The sequence below is a fragment of the Pseudomonas sp. P105 genome (assembly GCF_032614175.1).
GTDB classification, from domain to species: domain Bacteria; phylum Pseudomonadota; class Gammaproteobacteria; order Pseudomonadales; family Pseudomonadaceae; genus Aquipseudomonas; species Aquipseudomonas rhizophila.
In genome coordinates this window covers 675,361-693,765 of sequence record NZ_CP126693.1, presented here as the reverse complement: position 1 = coordinate 693,765, position 18,405 = coordinate 675,361, and the positions used below count along the sequence as shown (strand labels likewise).

Here is an 18,405-nt window from a genome sequence, read left to right as displayed (position 1 = left end):
GGCGGGCCGCCGGGTTTTATCAGAGCGGTTTGCTGCCATACCAACGCGGCGTGTACACCCAGTCGCCCCCTTCGGCGCGCGGGAATACACACGTGGTGGAGGAACCGATCAGCACCATGGTGCGCATGTCCACCTGGTCCGGGGTCAACTGTCCCAATGTCGTGACCCGCAGGGTCTGGCCCGGACGACCGATATCACGCCCCAACACCACCGGCGTGTGCGGCGTGCGATGTTGCGCAACGATCTCCAGCGCTCGCCCCAGCTGCCACGGTCGGGAACGGGAGATCGGGTTGTAGAACGCCAGGGCCAGGTCTGCTTCAGCCGCCAGATCCAGGCGTTTCTCGATGATCGACCACGGTTTGAGATTGTCCGACAGAGACATCACGCAAAAATCATGACCCAGAGGCGCACCGGCCTGGGCGGCGGTGGCGAGGGAAGCCGAGACGCCCGGAAGGATTTGCAGGTCGACGCTATGCCAATGGGCATCCGTCGACTCGTGCAGCGCTTCGAGCACCGCGGCGGCCATGGCGAACACGCCTGGATCGCCGGACGACACCACCACCACGGATCGCCCTTGGGCTGCCAGCTCGAAGGCATGACGGGCACGCTGCATTTCCTCGCGGTTGTCGGTGCAGTGCTGCACCTGATCGGACCGGAAGGGACCGGCCATGCGCACGTAGGTTTCGTAGCCCAGCACATCGGTGGCACGGTCGAGTTCGGCGCGCACGGCCGGCACCATCAACTCGGCAGCGCCGGGGCCAAGGCCGATCACGGCAAGACGCCCGCGCGGGCGGCCAATCTGGTCGGGGTCGAGGGGCTGCTCGGCCACGGCGATGGCATGGCTGCCCATGACCTGTAGCGATGCCGTTTGGCCGAGGGCATCGCTCAACCCTGTTTCGAGGTTGCCAATGGTTGCGGCAAAACGCAGCGGCACACCCAAGGCCGATGCCGTTTCGTGCAGCTCAGGACGGGCCATGTCGCTGTCCGCCGCCAACAGGCACGCCAGCGACTGCGGCGCGAGGCCGGCCTGCTCCAGTATCGCGCCGATGTCCGCCGACGCCCCTGCACTCAACGCCACCAGCACATTGCGCGGATAAATACGCAGCTCATCCGCCGCCGGTGTACCCGCAGCACTGTCGATACGGATCGCCAACCGTGCCCGTTCATCCTCGGGTAACTGCGCCTGAGCCAGCCACGGCGCGGCGCCTTCGATGCGCACCGATTCACCTGCCAGCAGATCGGATACAAAGCGCTTGCCCTGCTCCAGATCGTCAAGACGGTAACCGCTCGGCGGATTGAGCAGGCAAGTGCCAAAACGCAATTCACCGCTGGTGGTGATCGCCGGGGTGACTTGCAGCGCTGTGGCGATATCACGGGCCATGACATTGACCCCGCCCAGCCCGCCAAGCAGCGGCACCACCGCGCTGCCGTCCTCGGCCACCGCCAGCACCGGCGGCTCGACGCCTTTTTCCAGCAGCAGCGGCGCCAGCGTGCGGATGACGATGCCGGCCGCGCACAGGGCGATGATCGGCGTGTCCTGTTGGTAGAGCTCGCGCAGCGTTGTGCCGAACTCGGTGTATTGACGATCCACACCCTCGACCCGTCCGCTCAGGCCGTGAATCAGGGCGTCAGGGTAGCGCTGCTGGATTCGCCGGGCGGTGGCGAGACTGCCCGGGCCGAGGATGACAATGGCCGGCACTTTGGAAGTCATCAACCCTGCCACCGTTCGCCGGGCACGATGATCAGCGAGAAGTACGGCGAGGACATCGGCTCGACTTCATCCAGCGGCACGATCTTCTGGTTGGCCATGGTTGCCCGCTCGACGTACAACGCCCGACCGTCCAGGCCCAGTTCCTGGAGCACCTGCCGAACCTTGGGGAAGTTACGCCCCAGCTTCATGATCACCGCCGCATCGGCGTCGGCCAGGCGGCGCTTGAGCTCCTCAAAGGGCAGCACGCCAGAGAGCACCGACAGGCTCTGATTGCGATAGACCAGCGGCGCACCCAGCACCGAGGCGCCACCGAGCATCGAGCACACGCCAGGAATCACCTCGGCGTCATAGCGCTCGGCCAGGCGATCGTGCAGGTACATGTAAGAGCCGTAGAAGAACGGATCGCCCTCGCAGATCACCGCCACATCACGACCGGCATCCAGATGCACGGCCAACTGCTCGGCAGCGGTGTCGTAGAAGTCGGCGATGACCTGTTCATAGGACAGCGGGGCCGGCAGCGCTTCGGTGGTCACCGGATAAACCAGCGGCAGCAAAGTCTGCGCCTCCTGCAAATGCGCCTCGATGATGCCGAAAGCGTTGCCCTTCTTGCCCTTGGCGACAAAGTACGCCACCACCGGCGATTCGCGCAGCAGGCGCAGGGCCTTGACCGTAATCAGTTCCGGGTCACCGGGGCCTACGCCGAGGCCGATCAGACGTCCAGGCTGCTGCATCATTCAATCTCCGTAGCGAGGGCGTTGACGGCGGCGGCGGCCATGGCGCTGCCGCCGAGCCGGCCTTGCATGATCACGAACGGCACGCCACGGCTGTTGGCTGCCAGCATCGCCTTGGACTCGGCGGCACCGACGAAGCCCACCGGGAAGCCCAGGATCAGTGCCGGTTTCGGCGCGCCGGCATCGAGCATTTCCAACAGGTAGAACAGGGCGGTCGGCGCGTTGCCGATCACCACGACACTGCCTTCCAGATGCGGACGCCAAAGCTCCAGGGCGGCCGCCGAACGGGTGTTGCCCAATTCAAGGGCCAACGCCGGCACGCTCTCGTCGCGCAAGGTACAGATCACCGGATTGTTCGCTGGCAGGCGAGCCCGGGTCACGCCTTCGCTGACCATCCGCGCATCGCACAGGATCGGCGCACCGGCGGCCAGCGCCTGGCGTCCCGCCGTGCCGGCGCCCTCGGAAAACTGCAGGCCATCGACGGCCTCGACCATGCCGCAGGCGTGAATCACCCGCACCGCGAGTTTTTCCAAGTCGGCCGGAATGCGCGCCAGGTTGGCTTCGGTGCGAATGATCGCGAAGGAGTTGCGATAGATCTCCTGACCGTCGCGGATGTAATCAAGCATCAAGGGGGCTCCGGGGGCGAGCGTCGAGCCAGTGGCCGAGCGCTTCAATAGTTAGATCGTGCGCCTGCAACGCGCCGAAACCCGGCAGCGTCGCATCGCGAAAATACAGGTCGTAACGACCGGGGGCGACCGCCAGCAAGGTGGCGGGCGCGACATGGGCCGCTGCGCAGGAACGCGGACAGCCCGATAGATGGATCTTCAGGGCACGGCCCTGGCGTTGCAGCAGCTCGGCCAATTGACGAGCATCGGCCTTGGTGTCGGCCAGGGCTTTGCCACAGCCACTGGAGCCGGTACACGCGATGAGTTGCGCCAGGGGTTGCTCGAGCGAGCACAACAGCCCCAGCTCCTCGAGCCGTGCCCGCACACCGGGCGCATCCTCGCGGCGCACGTTGGGCAGCAACAGGCTCTGCCAGGGGCTGAAACGCAGGCTGGCGTCGCCCTTGTCCCGCGCCAATTGCGCCGCTGCGCGCAGCATGACGGCGTCGAGCCGGCCCAGAGGCGCCGCCGCGCCAACGTAGACCCGGTCGTCGTACTGGGAATGGATGCCGATGTGCAATCCGTCGATGGACTCGCCCCGCCGCCAATCCGGAGGGGGCTGCAACGCCACGCGGCGGGCCAACTGGACGAGGAACTCATCCCTCGGGATTTCGGCCAGCACGTGACGCATGCGCGTCTGGTCGGGACGGGCCAGGTCGAGAAACAACTCCAGCACCGCTACCACCAAATCATGTCCCTGGGCCAGGCCCACAGCGCCGTCCGGGTTATCCAGCGGGGTGCCGGCCAGCCCGAAGGCCAGCCACGGCTCGCCGTTGCGAACCAGCGCCGAGAGCCACAGGTCATGGTGATGTTCAAGCATCGCCAACCCTTCCCCGCCGTCCAATTGCACGGCGAACTTGGCCGACAGCTCATGGAAGCGTTCATGGGTTTGCAGGGTGAAAAGAATCCGCGCGGCCAACGGACGGGTATCGAGCAGCATCTGCCGGTCGATCCCGGCCGTGGGGCTGAGCATCAGGTTGCGCACGTCATCGCCGGCCAGTTTGCGGGGGCCAAGTCCGGCGTTCAGCAAGGGCTCGATCAACGCATCGTGCTGGGGCCCAATCCCACGGATTTGCAGGTTGGCGCGGTTGGTCGCCTCGATGACGCCACCGGCGAACCGCTCGGCCGCCAACGCCACGGCGTCGGCCTGATCCGCCTGGATGGAACCACCGTCGAGCTTGATCCGGCAGATCCCTCCGTCCAGCGCCTGGACGACACGCAGCAACCCCGGACAACCCGAGGGGCGTATGACGCTGGATGATGGACGTTCGTTCAAGGGCAAACCGGTCGATAAGGCACGCCGCAACGGCGAAGGCCCGCCATTATGCCTGCTTTGCCGGGGGGCATGAAAAGCTTGCTGGTCGGATTGCGGGCATCGCGCTGCGCCAGGGAGCTGATCACGGCCACAAAACGGGGGGAGCGAGCCTGTTCGCGATAGCGGTCCACCTGAAAGGGTGATGTTGAATGTGCCAGGGCCTTCGCGAGCAAGCCCGCCAAAGGGGTTCGGTGTCAGGCACGCTGACGTAAGTTTCCGGCGCCTTCCATGTAGGGATTTTTACCTTAAAAAACAGGCATATATCTTGGAACACATGCTCATTTGAACAAGCCGCAAAACCCCGCTTTATTCAAAGGGCAACCACTCACTTCACTTCATGGGAATCTTTGATAAGGACATCAGGATATGCCACACGCATCGAATTACGCCTACACCCCGGAACAGGTCACGACCGCATTCACCGGAATCACCGACACGCTGTTCAATGGCATTACGGTCGAGTCCGTCCCCAAAATGCTGATCGTCGCCGGATCGCAGGGATCGGGTAAAACCTATCTGCTGGAAAAAAGCCTCCTGCCCTCCCAACGCTACGACAATCATGTGCGCCTGTACCTGCCCGAGTACCGGGAAAAACACCCTCACTACGCCGAAATGATCAAACGCGGTGTGCTGCATGCTTATGAGCATACAGAGGCCTTTGTTCGAGAGGTTTGCTCGAAAATCTTCGCAGAGGCGTTCAGGAAAAAATACAACATCATCATGGAATGCGCGTTCGATAGCATCGATTTCGCGGCCTTCCCGGCGATGGCCACGGCAGCGGGCTATCAGCTGGAAACCCACATCATCGCCTGCAAAAAAGAGTTCGCTCATCTATCGAGTATCAAAAGAGCCCTCAGAAGCCTGGAAAAACAGGAGCTGGAAAGGTTCGTCACGCTATCGGCGCTCAATGCCAGCCTGGGCAACGCCCAGCCGACCCTGCTGGCTATCGAGACGGCGGCCAAAGCAGTCAGCGGCTCGCAGATATGCTTGTACGAGCGCGGGTTCGGCCCTTTGAAGGAACGGATCCTGCGCACCCAAAGCACCTATACCCTCGATCCGGACGGGACTTTGCTCATCGCGGGACCGAAGGTGGTTTATGCAAATGCCTTCGAGATCATCACCAACAACCGCCTCCACCTCATCGGCGACCGCGAAGAAATGGTAAAGGAGTGCCACCTGACACTGCTCAAGACCCAGCCCCATGCTGAACACGTACCCGACTCGGTCTACAACGATCTGTATGCCTATATCCTCAAATACGTCTACCGATGAATCGGCTGCCTGCTTGAGAAGGTGATGTTGAATGTGCCGGCGCCATCGCGAGCAGGCTCGCTCCCACAGGGGACCTGTGGCAAACACAGACCTTGTGCCTCCCCCAATCAAAACTGTGGGAGCGAGCCTGCTCGCGAAGCGGTCTGTCTGAATCGGTGCCGCACGCCGGCAGGCTCCCAACAGCCCACGCCATAACCGAAGGCGCACGGTATGATGGCGGCCCGGTTCGCGTGCGCAACAAGCCCGCCGATCAAACCTATCCATTCGAGGAACAGAGATGACCCCCTGGCTGACCGTAGTGGGCATCGGTGAAGACGGCTTCAAGGGCCTGGGCCGAGCGGCTCGCCACGCTTTGCTGCAGGCCTCGCGTATTCTGGGCAGTGAGCGCCAGTTGGCGCTATTGCCGCTGTGCATCCGCGGTGAACGGGAGCTGTGGCCCAGTCCATTTTCCCTCGAACCGCTGCTGGCACGGCGCGGAGACCCCGTGTGCGTGCTGGCCAGCGGCGATCCCATGTTCTATGGCGTAGGCGCCAGCCTCGCCAAACACCTGCCTGGCGAGCAGATGCGGGTCATTCCAGCGCCATCGTCCTGTTCGCTGGCGGCGGCCCGCATGGGTTGGCCCTTGCAGGAGGTGGTCACCCTGTCGCTGGTGGCACGGCCCCTGGCGGCACTCAGCGCTCACTTATCCACAGGCGTCCGGCTGTTGCTGCTGAGCAACGACCGCCACAGTCCTGCCGCCGTGGCGGCGCTACTTCGCGAGCGCGGCTTCGGCCCCAGCCCCATGACCGTGCTCGAACATCTGGGCGGCGCCGCCGAACGGCGGATCGAAAGCTGTGCGGCACAATGGTCCGATCCCACCGTCGCGGACCTGAACCTGATCGCCATCGAATGCCGCGCCGAACCCTCGGCGTTGCGCCTGTCGCGCCTGGCCGGTTTGCCGGACACTGCGTTTGAACATGACGGCCAGCTCACCAAACGTGACGTGCGCGCCATTACCCTCGCCCGTCTGGCCCCGATGCCCGGTGAATTGCTCTGGGATGTGGGGGCGGGCAGCGGCTCCATCGGTATCGAATGGATGCGCGCCCACCCCAGTTGCCGAGCCCTGGCCATCGAGGCCGACGAAGGCCGCCAAGGGTTGATCGAACGAAACCGCGACACCCTAGGCGTGCCCGGTCTGCAACTGATCCGCGGGCGGGCACCGCAGGCCCTGGAAGGACTGGAGCCGCCGGACGCGGTATTCATCGGCGGCGGCGTAACCCGCGAGGGCGTGCTCGACGCTTGCTGGGCTCGACTCAAGCCCGGCGGACGGCTGGTGGCCAACGCCGTGACGCTGCAGAGCGAGATGACGCTGATGAACTGGCGCGAACTTCATGGCGGCGAACTGACCCGTATCCACATCGCCCAGGCCCAGCCATTGGGCGAGTTCGACACCTGGCGCCAGGCATTGCCCATCACCTTGCTCGACCTGGTCAAACCCTTCGATGCGTGACGAAACCGCCGAACAACCCGCGCCCCTGCGCAGCGGCCTGACCACCGGCAGTTGCGCCACCGCCACCAGTCTGGCGGCCGCCCGGCTGCTGCTTTGCGGCATCCAGACCGATGCCGTGGAGATCGTGCTGCCCAAAGGCAAGCACGTGCAGATGCGCCTGGAATTCTGCCGCCTGACCGAGCAAGGCGCCGAAGCCGGGACGATCAAGGACGCCGGCGATGACCCGGACGTGACCCACGGCGCGCTGCTGTTTTCCCAAGTGCGGCTGACAGCCGAGCCTGGGGTGCGCTTCATTGCCGGGCGTGGCGTGGGCACCGTGACGCGGCCAGGATTGGTATTGGACGTCGGTGAGCCGGCGATCAATCCGGTACCACGTAAAATGATCGGCGACCACCTGGGACGGCTGGCCGAGCAAGCCGGGTATGCCGGCGGCTTCGAGGTCACGGTCAACGTTGAGGGCGGCGAAGCGCTGGCGCTGAAAACCATGAATCCCCGGCTGGGGATCCTCGGCGGCCTGTCGATCCTCGGCACCAGCGGCATCGTCCGACCATTCTCCTGCGCGGCCTACATTGCCTCGATCCACCAGGGCATCGACGTGGCGAAAACCAACGGTTACCTGCACATCGCCGCCTGCACCGGCAACGCCAGCGAAGACACCATGCGCCGGGTCTACAACCTGCCGGAAATCGCCCTGATCGAAATGGGCGATTTTGTCGGGGCGGTGCTCAAGCATGTGCGCAAGGTGCCCGTGGAGAAGCTCAGCCTCTGTGGCGGCTTTGGCAAAATCAGCAAATTGGCCGCCGGTCACATGGACCTGCACAGCCGTCATTCAAGTATCGACCTGCCACAACTGGCGCAATGGGCAGCCGCCATCGGTGCCGATGAGGCATTGCAGCAAGGCATTCGCCAGGCCAACACCAGCCAACAAGCCCTGGCGATGGCCAGCGCCGCTGGCATCGCCCTCGGCGACGCAGTCTGCGAACACGCCTTGGCCTTCGCTCGCGGCATCGTACCGGCCCAGGTCCAGGTCGAAGTCTTCGCCATCGACCGCCAGGGCGGCATCGTCGGTCACGCCGGAGCTTTCAAATGAAACGCATCCTGCTGCTGGGGGGGATCACCGAAGCCCTGGCCATCGCCCGCACCCTGGGCCCAACACACCTCTACAGCCTGGCGGGGATCGGCCGCGTTCCCACCGACCTGACCTGTCAGGTGCGCGTCGGCGGCTACGGCGGCGCCGAAGGGCTGACGCAATTCATTCGAGACCAAGGCATCGACCTGTTGCTGGATGCGACCCACCCCTACGCCGCACAAATCAGCCACAACGCCGCCCACGCAGCCCGCGCTTGCGGCATTCCCTGCTGGGCCCTGCGCCGTCCGGCATGGCAACCCCAGGCCGGGGATGACTGGCGCGAAGTGGCCGACTGGGCCGAACTGATCCAGTCCCTGCTGCCGTTCCACCGCCCCCTCTTCACCCTTGGCCGCGAGCCGCTGCAACACCTGCACGAAATCCCGCCCGAGCAATTCTGGACCCTGCGGGCCCTGGAGGTTTACCCCGGTAATGAGCGCTGCGAAGTCATAGGTGCCCGTGGACCGTTTCATATTGACGGTGAGCGCGAACTGTTCGAACGGCGGCGGATCGATGTGCTGATCAGCAAGAACAGCGGCAGCACGGCCACCGAGCCGAAGCTGGAAGTGGCGCGGGAGCGGGGGCTGCCGGTGCTGGTGTTGAAGCGGCCGGTGTTGCCGGGGGTGGATCGGGAATTTGGGACGGTGGATGAGGTGTTGCAGGGGCTTCGGCATTTGGTCTGACAGAAACCTGCACCGTCCTACAAGCCTGTCCTGTCGGAACTACGCCAGCAAGCTACGTCACCTTGCGCCGCTGCCTACAACTACGCCAGAATCCGCTGGCTTGTGCGCCTTGGAGGCCGTCGGTAACTTGAATCCCGTCACTGCCCATCAGTGATCGGGTTTAGTCGCCCGAGGTTTTCAGCAGGTTCACAAGCTCCGTCAGTCAGGTGTCTCATCCCTGCACTCGATGGTGGTTGTGCGCAGGGCGCCTTCGGGCGCGCCGGTAATGCTGGACTCCCCGGTCGACTAACCTGCGCACAGCCGCCGCCCTTCGTTTAGTCGCGAAACGGTTGCGGCTCCATAACATGGAGTTTCCAGCAATGTTCAAGAACACACCGAATCCCCCAACCCCAGACGACCACACGTCCCGTTGCCAGTCAGCCAACGCCAAAAAACTCGACGACGCGGCCACCCGCGCCTTGGACTATTACCTCAAGCCGTCAGCCGACAAAGAACCATCCGACACGCTAAATACCCTTTTCGTCATCGCACCTAACGTCGACGCCGAATGCCTGCTCGCCAACCTCAGCGAAACCCTGGCGTCGGCCAATGCCATGGTCAGCGACCTGGCATTCGATCTGGAGGGCTCGCGACGACATATCGCGCAAGGGGTCCAGCAAATGATTGAGCTGGGCCAGTTGCTGGCGAATCGGGCGCTGGATGTGGTCGACCCGAGATAAGCCACAGGGCGTTGGGTTTGATCAAAAACGATTGGTCAAACCCAATCCTGTGGCGAGGGGATTTATCCCCGTTGGGCTGCGCAGCAGCCCCAAGAGCAGTGAATGTAGTCCACCCGACAAACCGCGAGATCAGATTTTTGGACTGCTTCGCAGCCCAACGGGGATAAATCCCCTCGCCACAATGAGTGCGCACACCCCTAGAGTTTCAAAGGAATGCTATGGCCCTCACACGAAGCTATAAACACACGATGAAGCCCCTACTCTGCTTTTGAACGCAGAGCAGGAGATGATCAAAATCCATTGCCATAAAAGCACTCCCTTGAAGATCTGTTGCTACTGTTAACCCAAGCCCTGCGACCCTACACCGCACGTGCTCTTTTTACTTATCAACCCCGATCAGGCTAAATACCGCCACCTGATCGACCATCGAGCGGATTGCCCCATGTCCCGACAACGGCTTGCATTTGCCTGGATCGCCTGCTTCGCAGTGCTGTTCAACATGCTTGCCATGCCGCTTTCCGGCAGCGGTGGTGCGATGGCAAAGGCCCAGTCGCCAGCCGAGCAATTGCTGTGGGGCAGTTTCTGCTCTTCCAGCGGCACGAAACTGGTGGCGATTTCCCTGGGCAAGTTCGAGCAGAGCACGCCGCAGAACGACGATCACTCGACGATGCAGCATTGCTGGTGCTGTGCGGGGTCGCCGCCCTTGGTGGCGCTCACCGGGCACGAGCCGCAGTTGTACCTGAATGCTCAGCCGGCCCATCGCGGCGCGGCCCACCCACTGCTCGACAGCCCCACACCGCGCCAGCAATGGCCGAGCCTCAATCCCCGCGCCTCACCTCTGGCCTGATTCTTCCCGCATGCCCCTGCGCCCTGAATCGTTCCGGAGAACTACCCATGCTGAACAGACTTATCCTGCTGGCCGCCCTGCTGCTTCCCGTCGGCTTCGCCCAAGCTCACCAGTACAAAGCGGGCGAGCTTGAAATCGCTCATCCATGGTCCCAGGAGTTGCCGCCCAATGCACCGACCGTGGCCGCGTACTTCGTGATTCACAACAAGGGCACAACCGCCGACAAACTGCTCAGCGTCGATTCGCCGATTGCCGACAAAGCCGAGCTCCACGAACACGTGATGCAAAACGACCTGATGAAAATGCAAGCGGTGCCCGTCGTTGATATCGCCCCCGGTGCGACTGTCACCTTCGCGCCGATGGCTTATCACGTGATGCTGCTGGGGCTGGAGGATCGCAGCCTGCTCAGCGACGGCAAACGCTTCCCTCTGACCCTGCATTTCGAAAAAGCGGGGGATGTCACGGTCGATGTCGCAGTGCAGAAAAAGGCCCCCGACAGCAGCAAAACCCAAATGCACGCCCACTGATCACCTCTGCCCATGCGAACGCCCCGCGCCAGGTCGGTCATGCCCCGCCGTCAGCTGATGAGCCTGACACGCGGCAGCTGGATCAGCCTGTTCGCCATGCTGATGATCTTTATCGGTCCGCTGATTTCTCAGTCGATGCCGATGGATCAGCGCATGTCTTCGTCCATGACCATGAACATGGAAATGGACATGTCGGCGGGCGTTCACGCCGAGCATGAAGCAGCGAAAGCCGAACATTGCCCGCCCCAGAGCGAGCATCACGTACTGTGGGAAAAGTGTGGTTATTGCAGCCTGCTGTTCAATTGCCCTGCGCTGACGGGGGGGCATAGCTTCGCCGTCTTCGATACCCCGCCACCCCACACCTACACCAGCCCCTCGCCACGCCTGGGCCATGCCCGGACGTCATTCTTCCCCGGTGCCCGCACCCGCGCACCGCCCCTCGACGCGTAGACCCCGACACTTACTTCACCCGGTCGCAAAAGACAGCCCCAGGTTGCCCGACCGTGTCGTTTACGTCTGTTCGATGGAATCATCATGTCCAGGTTTTCTGCCGACATCGCATTGGGGGCAGCCCAGGTTCGCTGCTCCCCGAACGAGCCACGGGTTCGTTTTCGCTACACCGCCACCGCACTGTGCGGCCTGCTGCTCACGCCCTGTGCGCTGGCCGACGAGCATGCTCACCACGAAGCTCAGATCGAAGAGCTGAGCCCGACGGTCATTACCGCCGTCGCTCCCAGCTCGCCCCTGACCGTGGTCACCAACCCCAAGGATCCGCGCCAACCGGTGCCGGCCAGCGACGGCGGCGATTATCTCAAGACCATTCCCGGCTTCGCCCTGGTGCGCAACGGCGGCACCAATGGCGACCCGGTACTGCGGGGCATGTTCGGCTCGCGGCTGAACATTCTCACCAATGGCAGCATGCTGCTGGGCGCTTGCCCGGGCCGGATGGACGCGCCGACGTCCTATATTTCGCCGGAAACCTACGACAAACTCACCGTTATCAAGGGCCCGCAAACCGTGCTCTGGGGCCCTGGTGCATCGGCCGGGACCGTGCTGTTCGAACGCGAGCCGGAGCAGTTCGGCGAACTGGGCACCCGGATCAACGCCAGCGTACTGGCCGGTTCCAACGGTCGCTTCGACAAGGTCGTGGATGCGGCTGCCGGCGGATCTTTGGGTTACGTGCGGGTGATCGGCAACACCGCTCATTCAGACGATTATCGTGACGGCAACAACGACACGGTGCCGTCGCGCTACGACAAGTGGAACGGCGACGTGACGCTGGGCTGGACGCCGGATGCCGATACCCTGCTGGAACTGACCGCTGGCAAGGGCGACGGTGAAGCACGCTACGCCGGACGTGGCATGGATGGCTCGCAGTTCAAGCGTGAAAGCCTGGGCTTGCGTTTCGAGCGTTCGAACATGGGCGATGTGCTGGATACGCTCGAAGCGCAGGTCTACTACAACTACGCCGACCATGTGATGGACAACTACACGCTGCGCACGCCGTCCGGCACCGGGATGATGGCCGGCCCCATGGCGTCCAACGTCGACCGCCGCACCCTCGGCGCACGCATCAAGGCCACCTGGCGCTGGGCCGATGTGCAATTGATCAGTGGCCTGGACGCCCAGACCAACGAGCATCGCCAACGCAGTAGCATGGGCATCGACACCTACAAGGAACGGCCGCGCACCAAGGACGCCGACTTTCATAACTACGGCGTGTTCAGTGAGTTGACCTGGTACGCCGCCGACCGCGACCGGCTGGTCAGCGGCGCCCGCCTCGACCGTGCCTCGGCCAAGGATTACCGTCAAAGCATCGGCTCCGGCATGTCCGCCCGGCCCAATCCCACTGCCGACCAAACCCGCGCCGACACGCTGCCCAGTGGTTTCGTACGCTACGAACACGATCTGGCCGACAGCCCTACTACCCTCTATGCGGGCCTGGGCCACGCACAACGCTTTCCGGATTACTGGGAGCTGTTTTCGGCCAACGCCGGCCCCGCCGGTTCGCTGAATGCTTTCGACTCGATCAAACCGGAGAAAACCACCCAACTCGACTTCGGCCTGCAGTACAAGACCGAAACCCTTGAGGCCTGGGCGTCAGGTTATGTCGGGCAGGTGCGCGACTACATCCTGTTCGACTACACGCCCGGCATGATGGGCACCACCTCCCGGGCCGAGAACATTGATGCGCGGATCATGGGTGGTGAGCTGGGCGCGGCCTACAAGCTGACCGAGCGCTGGAAAGCCGATGCGACATTGGCCTACGCCTGGGGCAAAAACAGCAGCGATGGCAGCGCCCTGGCACAGATGCCGCCGCTCGATGCCCGCCTGGGCCTGACCTACAGCGAAGATCGCTGGAGCGCCGGCGCCCTGTGGCGCGTGGTGGCCGCGCAAAACCGTGTCGACGAGAACAAGGGCAACGTAGTGGGCAAGGACTACGGCAAGAGTTCCGGGTTCGGGGTGTTCTCCCTCAACGGTGCCTACCGCATCAATAAGCACTGGAAGGTCAGCAGCGGCGTCGACAACCTGTTCGGCAAAGCCTACGCCGAACATCTGAACCTGGCCGGCAACGCCGGGTTCGGCTACCCGGCGAGTGACCCGCAAGCCATCAACGAACCGGGGCGCACGCTCTGGACCAAGGTGGATATGAGCTTCTAACAACTGACCTGATTGATCGTTCCCACGCTCTGCGTGGGAATGCAGCACGGGACGCTTCGCGTCCTGCGGTGACGCAGAGCGTCACTGGATGCGTTCCCACGCGGGAGCGTGGGAACGATCAAAAGCGCCAAAAACATAACGATCACATTTGCCCTGCGGAGCGCTTCTAAAATGAGCCAACCGAAACCCAATTTCTACAACCTGGCCTGGCGCTGGCATTTTTATGCCGGGCTGTTCGTGGCGCCGTTCATGGTGATGCTGGCCTTGACCGGCATCATTTACCTGTTCAAGCCGCAACTCGACCCTCTGATGTACGGCAGCCTGCTGAACGTGCCGGCCGGCCATCACACGATGGCGGCGGACGACCTGCTCAAACAGGTCCGCCAGGCCTACCCCGAAGGCCAGGTCAAACAGTACCTGCCGCCGATCAATGCCGAGCGCAGTGCGCAATTCGTGGTGATCGACAAGAGCCGCGAGCTGAACGTGTTCATCGACCCGTACCATGGCGATGTCCTCGGTGAACAGGACGCCAAGGACAACCTGCAAGCCATCGCCCGGGCCATCCACGGTGAGTTGATGATCGGCACCGTGGGTGACCGACTGGTGGAAATGGCCGCCGGCTGGGGCGTGGTCCTGGTGGTGTCGGGCCTGTACCTGTGGTGGCCTCGCGGGCAGTCGTCGGCCGGAGTGTTGTGGCCACGCTGGAGCGCTCGCGGTCGTTTGTTCTGGCGCGACCTGCATGGGGTCGTCGGCTTCTGGGGCGCGGCGTTTCTGCTGGTGATGCTGCTCAGCGGCATGACCTGGACCGGCTTCTGGGGCAAGCAATATGCTGACCTCTGGAACCGCTTCCCGGCTGCCATGTGGAACGACATGCCCAAGTCCGACGTCGCCGCCGGCAGCCTCAACAATGCGCACCGCCAGACCGTACCCTGGGCCGTGGAAAATACCCCGATGCCGATGTCCGGCGACCATGCCGAACACATGGCCCACGGCGGCGCCCATGAAGGTCCCGCCGCGCCGACCGTAAGCCTGCAAGCGGTGCAGGACATCGCCACCGAACGCAAAGTGGAACCTGGCTACAGCATCACCCTGCCGACCACCGCCACCGGCGTATTCACCATCGCTGTATTCGCCGACGACCCGCGCAACGACGCGACCCTGCACGTGGACCAGTACACCGGCAAGGTCCTGGCGGATGTGCGTTGGGAACATTACGGCGTCGTCGCCCGCGCCACCGAAACCGGCGTGATGCTGCACGAAGGCAAGATGTTCGGCCCGCTGAACCAGATCATCGTGCTGCTGATTTGCCTGATGATCCTGCTCAGCGCCGTCAGCGGCGTGGTGATCTGGTGGAAGCGTCGGCCCCAGGGCAAGTTCGGCGTACCGGCGCTGCGTCACGACTTGCCGACCTGGAAGACCGGGGTGTTCATCATGCTGGCCCTGGCAGTGGTGTTTCCGCTGGTGGGGGCGTCGCTGCTGGTGATGGGGTTGCTGGATCGGCTCGTCACCCGTTTCAATCGCCAGCCTGAGGTGGTTTCATCTTCAAGTTGAAGACAGCGCGTTAACGAAAGACGGCGCGAAACCTCTACAATCGCGCCCGTTTTCCAAACGGTGAACACCATCCCTTGTGGGAGCGAGCTTGCTCGCGATAGCGGTGGATCAGCCAACAGAGATGTGACTGACCTACCGCTATCGCGAGCAAGCTCGCTCCCACAGGGGCTTCGGATCGATCCAATCATTTGAGTGTATGCATGACCTCGCTAACCCTCTCCCACCTCGCCTGGACACCCCTGGGCCATGGCCACTGCCATCATCAGTTCCAGCTGCGTGACGCCACGTTGCAGGTGGGTGCCGGGGAGTTTGTCGGGTTGATCGGGCCCAATGGCAGCGGCAAGACCAGTCTGTTGCGCTGCGCCTATCGGTTCAGTCAGCCGGAGGCGGGCGAGGTGAAACTTGACCATCACAACGTCTGGAAACAGTCCTCGCGCTGGTGCGCCCAACGCATCGCTGTGGTGTTGCAAGAGTTTCCCGACGCCTTCGGTCTGACGGTCCAGGAAGTGGTCGCCATGGGGCGCACGCCACACAAAGGCCTGTTCGATGGCGACAATCAGCGAGACCTGAGCCTGGTCAGCCAGTCACTGGAATCGGTGGGGCTGCAAGGTTTCGGCGACCATGCTTTCGCCACACTCTCGGGCGGGGAAAAGCAACGGGTGATCCTGGCTCGCGCCCTGGCGCAGCAGCCGCAGGTGCTGATCCTCGATGAGCCGACCAATCACCTCGACCCGCGTTATCAACTCCAACTGCTGCAACTGATCAAACGCCTGGGGATCGGCACCCTCGCCAGCATCCACGACCTGAACCTGGCCGCTGCGTTCTGTGATCGGCTCTACGTCATCGACCACGGACACATCGTCGCCAGCGGCACGCCCAAGGAAGTGCTGACGGTCACGCTATTGCGCGACGTCTTTGGCGTGCAGGCGCTGATTGACGAACACCCCTTGGCCGCCCACCCCCGAATCACCTGGATAACCCAACCATGATCTTGCGTTCCCTGCTGCTTCTGCCGCTGCTGCTCGGCAGTACACATGCTTTGGCCGAGACCACCCGCTACCCATTGACGATCCAAAGCTGCAATCGCGAAGTCACATTCAACCAGGCGCCGAAACACGCCGTCAGCCATGACATCAACATGACCCAGATGATGCTCGCCCTGGGGCTCAAGTCGCGCATGGTGGGCTACAGCGGCATCAGCGGCTGGAAGTCAGTGACGCCCGACATGGAGAAAATCCTCGATGGCCTGCCGGAGCTGGCGGCCAAATACCCGTCGGTGGAAACCCTGCTCAATGCCAACGTGGATTTCTTCTTTGCCGGCTGGGACTACGGCATGCGGGTGGGCGGCGACCTGACGCCGCAAACCCTGCAACCGCTGGGCATCAATGTGTACGAGTTGACCGAATCCTGCGCGTTCGTGATGAAACGCCCGCCGGCCACCCTGGAAGACACCTACAACGACCTGCGCAACCTGGGAAGGATTTTCGATGTGCAGGACCGCGCCAATGAGTTGATCGCCTCGATGCAGGCCCAGGTGGCGCAAGTGCGCAAGCAGTTGCCTGCTGATCAGCCCCGAGTGTTCCTGTACGACAGTGGCGAAGACCGCGCCATGACCTCCGGCCGTCTCGGCATGCCACAGGCCCTGATCGATGCGGCCGGCGGGCGCAACATTCTCGATGACGTGCAGACCAGTTGGACCCGGGTGAGCTGGGAGAACGTGGTCGAGCGCAACCCCGAAGTGATCGTGATTGTCGATTACGGCGAAGTCAGCGCCGAGCAGAAGCAGCAATTCCTGCTGAACAACCCGGCCCTGCAATCAGTGGATGCGATCAAGCACCGGCGCTTCATCGTGATCCCTTACGTCCAGGCCACGCCGGGTATCGATAACGTATTGGCGGTGCAAACCCTGGCAAAGGGTTTTCACCGTCCATGAGCAATCGTCGCTATGGCGCGCTGCTGGTGTGCCTCGGTGCACTGATGCTGGTGTCGTGCGTGGTGTCCCTGGGGTTCGGTCCGGCGCGGGTGCCGGTGGCTGTGGTCTGGGACATCCTGCTGAACAAGGCTTTCGGTGTGGGTGACGTGTATTGGTCGCCCGGCCAGGAACATATCGTTTGGCTGATCCGCGTACCGCGCCTGCTGCTCGGTGCCTTGGTGGGCGCGGGGCTGGCGTTGATCGGTGCGGTCCTGCAAGCGGTAACGCGCAACCCCCTGGCCGACCCGCACCTGCTGGGCGTCACGTCCGGCGCGACCCTGGGGGCGGTCATTGTGGTGCTGCATGTCGGTGAGATCATTGGTCTGCTGACCCTGCCGCTGGCCGCATTTATCGGCGCATTGTTGAGCATGTTGCTGGTACTGGCCATCGCCAGCCGCCAAGGCCGTCTGGAAAGCGATCGCTTGTTGCTGTGCGGCGTGGCGGTGTCATTCGTGATGATGGCGGCGGCCAACCTCTTGCTGTTTCTGGGTGACCATCGCGCCAGTTCCGCAGTGATGTTCTGGATGCTCGGCGGCCTGGGCCTGGCGCGCTGGGAATTGCTGGCGGTGCCGGCGGCCAGTGTGTTGCTGGGGCTGGGATTGCTGCTGGGCATGGCCCGGCCGCTGAATGCACTGATGGCGGGCGAACAGACCGCCGTGACCCTGGGCCTGAACGCGGCGAAGGTGAGGTTGTGGATTTTCCTGATCGCCTCGCTGATGACCGGCGTGCTGGTGTCCATCAGCGGCTCGATCGGTTTTGTCGGGCTGATGGTGCCGCACATTGCCAGGCGCCTGGTGGGTGCCGAACACCGTCGGCTGCTGCCTGCGTGTGTTCTGCTGGGCAGCCTGTTCCTGGTGTGGGTGGATGTGGCGGCCCGGACCCTGATCGCACCGGAGGACTTGCCCATTGGCGTCGCCACTGCCGCTATCGGTGGCCTGTTCTTCATCGGCCTGATGCGCCGTCGCTGAATCCACCCCTGTTTCCCTGACTTGCAAATAACCGGGGAACTGCAAGCCTTCGCCCCAATGTGGCGCATCTGATCGCACCAGCGCCTAGGCCGCGGTCGCTAGTGGTGCATTCGCACTTTTACCCCAGCGCGCCAACCCCGCATTCTCAATGCCTTTGCCCAACCGGGCACA

General features: G+C 63.3%; 17 protein-coding genes. 13 read left to right on the top strand and 4 right to left on the bottom strand.

Going from position 1 to position 18,405, the window contains the following annotated elements:
- Positions 1–19: 19 nt before the first annotated feature.
- Genes cobJ through cobG form a run of 4 tightly spaced genes read right to left on the bottom strand, consistent with a single transcriptional unit; the run spans position 20 to position 4,380 of the window.
- Positions 20–1,711 (bottom strand): precorrin-3B C(17)-methyltransferase, encoded by a 1,692-nt coding sequence (gene cobJ / locus QOM08_RS02990; protein WP_316912542.1) that lies wholly within the window; start codon positions 1,709–1,711, stop codon positions 20–22.
- Entirely contained in the window at positions 1,711–2,445 is a 735-nt protein-coding gene (locus tag QOM08_RS02985; protein ID WP_080962883.1) for a precorrin-2 C(20)-methyltransferase, read from the bottom strand. The genes cobJ and QOM08_RS02985 overlap by 1 nt, the downstream gene beginning before the upstream one ends.
- Positions 2,442–3,068 carry a precorrin-8X methylmutase gene (locus tag QOM08_RS02980; protein WP_316912541.1) on the bottom strand — a complete coding sequence of 209 codons (627 nt, stop codon included), beginning with the start codon at positions 3,066–3,068 and terminating at the stop codon, positions 2,442–2,444. Before QOM08_RS02980 ends, QOM08_RS02985 begins: the two co-directional genes overlap by 4 nt.
- A complete protein-coding gene (gene cobG / locus QOM08_RS02975) occupies positions 3,061–4,380 on the bottom strand; it encodes a precorrin-3B synthase (protein ID WP_316912540.1) in 1,320 nt (439 codons plus the stop codon). The genes QOM08_RS02980 and cobG overlap by 8 nt, the downstream gene beginning before the upstream one ends.
- 405 nt (positions 4,381–4,785) lie before the next feature.
- Between cobG and QOM08_RS02970 the strand changes: the two genes are divergently transcribed.
- The 13 genes from QOM08_RS02970 (at position 4,786) to QOM08_RS02910 (ending at position 18,234) form a co-directional block, all read left to right on the top strand.
- Positions 4,786–5,691 (top strand): zeta toxin family protein, encoded by a 906-nt coding sequence (locus QOM08_RS02970; protein ID WP_047227376.1) that lies wholly within the window; start codon positions 4,786–4,788, stop codon positions 5,689–5,691.
- 277 nt (positions 5,692–5,968) lie between these two features.
- Positions 5,969–7,180, top strand: a complete 1,212-nt coding sequence (gene cbiE, locus QOM08_RS02965) for a precorrin-6y C5,15-methyltransferase (decarboxylating) subunit CbiE (RefSeq protein ID WP_076382854.1) — start codon at positions 5,969–5,971, stop codon at positions 7,178–7,180.
- Positions 7,173–8,270, top strand: coding sequence for a cobalt-precorrin-5B (C(1))-methyltransferase (locus QOM08_RS02960; protein WP_316912539.1), 1,098 nt, complete (start codon positions 7,173–7,175; stop codon positions 8,268–8,270). The genes cbiE and QOM08_RS02960 overlap by 8 nt, the downstream gene beginning before the upstream one ends.
- Positions 8,267–8,989 carry a cobalt-precorrin-6A reductase gene (locus tag QOM08_RS02955; protein WP_188252138.1) on the top strand — a complete coding sequence of 241 codons (723 nt, stop codon included), beginning with the start codon at positions 8,267–8,269 and terminating at the stop codon, positions 8,987–8,989. Before QOM08_RS02960 ends, QOM08_RS02955 begins: the two co-directional genes overlap by 4 nt.
- A gap of 359 nt (positions 8,990–9,348) precedes the next feature.
- Positions 9,349–9,708 (top strand): DUF6124 family protein, encoded by a 360-nt coding sequence (locus QOM08_RS02950; protein ID WP_188252139.1) that lies wholly within the window; start codon positions 9,349–9,351, stop codon positions 9,706–9,708.
- Between the two features lie 442 nt (positions 9,709–10,150).
- On the top strand, positions 10,151–10,555 hold the full coding sequence (locus QOM08_RS02945; RefSeq protein WP_188252140.1) for a DUF2946 domain-containing protein: 405 nt from the start codon (positions 10,151–10,153) through the stop codon (positions 10,553–10,555).
- A gap of 47 nt (positions 10,556–10,602) precedes the next feature.
- Entirely contained in the window at positions 10,603–11,082 is a 480-nt protein-coding gene (locus QOM08_RS02940) for a copper chaperone PCu(A)C (RefSeq protein ID WP_316912538.1), read from the top strand.
- A 57-nt stretch (positions 11,083–11,139) separates the two neighbouring features.
- On the top strand, positions 11,140–11,532 hold the full coding sequence (locus tag QOM08_RS02935; RefSeq protein ID WP_316913212.1) for a DUF2946 domain-containing protein: 393 nt from the start codon (positions 11,140–11,142) through the stop codon (positions 11,530–11,532).
- 84 nt (positions 11,533–11,616) lie between these two features.
- Complete coding sequence (locus QOM08_RS02930) at positions 11,617–13,743, top strand: TonB-dependent copper receptor (protein WP_316912537.1); 2,127 nt, start codon at positions 11,617–11,619, stop codon at positions 13,741–13,743.
- 171 nt (positions 13,744–13,914) lie between these two features.
- Entirely contained in the window at positions 13,915–15,294 is a 1,380-nt protein-coding gene (locus tag QOM08_RS02925) for a PepSY-associated TM helix domain-containing protein (RefSeq protein WP_076382860.1), read from the top strand.
- A 200-nt stretch (positions 15,295–15,494) separates the two neighbouring features.
- Positions 15,495–16,283 (top strand): ABC transporter ATP-binding protein, encoded by a 789-nt coding sequence (locus QOM08_RS02920; RefSeq protein WP_139048492.1) that lies wholly within the window; start codon positions 15,495–15,497, stop codon positions 16,281–16,283.
- Positions 16,280–17,227 carry an ABC transporter substrate-binding protein gene (locus tag QOM08_RS02915; RefSeq protein WP_139048493.1) on the top strand — a complete coding sequence of 316 codons (948 nt, stop codon included), beginning with the start codon at positions 16,280–16,282 and terminating at the stop codon, positions 17,225–17,227. The genes QOM08_RS02920 and QOM08_RS02915 overlap by 4 nt, the downstream gene beginning before the upstream one ends.
- On the top strand, positions 17,224–18,234 hold the full coding sequence (locus QOM08_RS02910; RefSeq protein WP_092395852.1) for a FecCD family ABC transporter permease: 1,011 nt from the start codon (positions 17,224–17,226) through the stop codon (positions 18,232–18,234). The genes QOM08_RS02915 and QOM08_RS02910 overlap by 4 nt, the downstream gene beginning before the upstream one ends.
- The last annotated feature ends 171 nt before the right edge of the window (positions 18,235–18,405 follow it).

Bases quoted from the DNA above. Each gene is read 5' to 3' on its own strand.
- cobJ (WP_316912542.1), bottom strand. From the start codon at position 1,711: ATGACTTCCAAAGTGCCGGCCATTGTCATCCTCGGCCCGGGCAGTCTC.
- QOM08_RS02985 (WP_080962883.1), bottom strand. From the start codon at position 2,445: ATGATGCAGCAGCCTGGACGTCTGATCGGCCTCGGCGTAGGCCCCGGT.
- QOM08_RS02980 (WP_316912541.1), bottom strand. From the start codon at position 3,068: ATGCTTGATTACATCCGCGACGGTCAGGAGATCTATCGCAACTCCTTC.
- QOM08_RS02970 (WP_047227376.1), top strand. From the start codon at position 4,786: ATGCCACACGCATCGAATTACGCCTACACCCCGGAACAGGTCACGACC.
- cbiE (WP_076382854.1), top strand. From the start codon at position 5,969: ATGACCCCCTGGCTGACCGTAGTGGGCATCGGTGAAGACGGCTTCAAG.
- QOM08_RS02960 (WP_316912539.1), top strand. From the start codon at position 7,173: ATGCGTGACGAAACCGCCGAACAACCCGCGCCCCTGCGCAGCGGCCTG.
- QOM08_RS02955 (WP_188252138.1), top strand. From the start codon at position 8,267: ATGAAACGCATCCTGCTGCTGGGGGGGATCACCGAAGCCCTGGCCATC.
- QOM08_RS02950 (WP_188252139.1), top strand. From the start codon at position 9,349: ATGTTCAAGAACACACCGAATCCCCCAACCCCAGACGACCACACGTCC.
- QOM08_RS02945 (WP_188252140.1), top strand. From the start codon at position 10,151: ATGTCCCGACAACGGCTTGCATTTGCCTGGATCGCCTGCTTCGCAGTG.
- QOM08_RS02940 (WP_316912538.1), top strand. From the start codon at position 10,603: ATGCTGAACAGACTTATCCTGCTGGCCGCCCTGCTGCTTCCCGTCGGC.
- QOM08_RS02935 (WP_316913212.1), top strand. From the start codon at position 11,140: ATGAGCCTGACACGCGGCAGCTGGATCAGCCTGTTCGCCATGCTGATG.
- QOM08_RS02930 (WP_316912537.1), top strand. From the start codon at position 11,617: ATGTCCAGGTTTTCTGCCGACATCGCATTGGGGGCAGCCCAGGTTCGC.
- QOM08_RS02925 (WP_076382860.1), top strand. From the start codon at position 13,915: ATGAGCCAACCGAAACCCAATTTCTACAACCTGGCCTGGCGCTGGCAT.
- QOM08_RS02920 (WP_139048492.1), top strand. From the start codon at position 15,495: ATGACCTCGCTAACCCTCTCCCACCTCGCCTGGACACCCCTGGGCCAT.
- QOM08_RS02915 (WP_139048493.1), top strand. From the start codon at position 16,280: ATGATCTTGCGTTCCCTGCTGCTTCTGCCGCTGCTGCTCGGCAGTACA.
- QOM08_RS02910 (WP_092395852.1), top strand. From the start codon at position 17,224: ATGAGCAATCGTCGCTATGGCGCGCTGCTGGTGTGCCTCGGTGCACTG.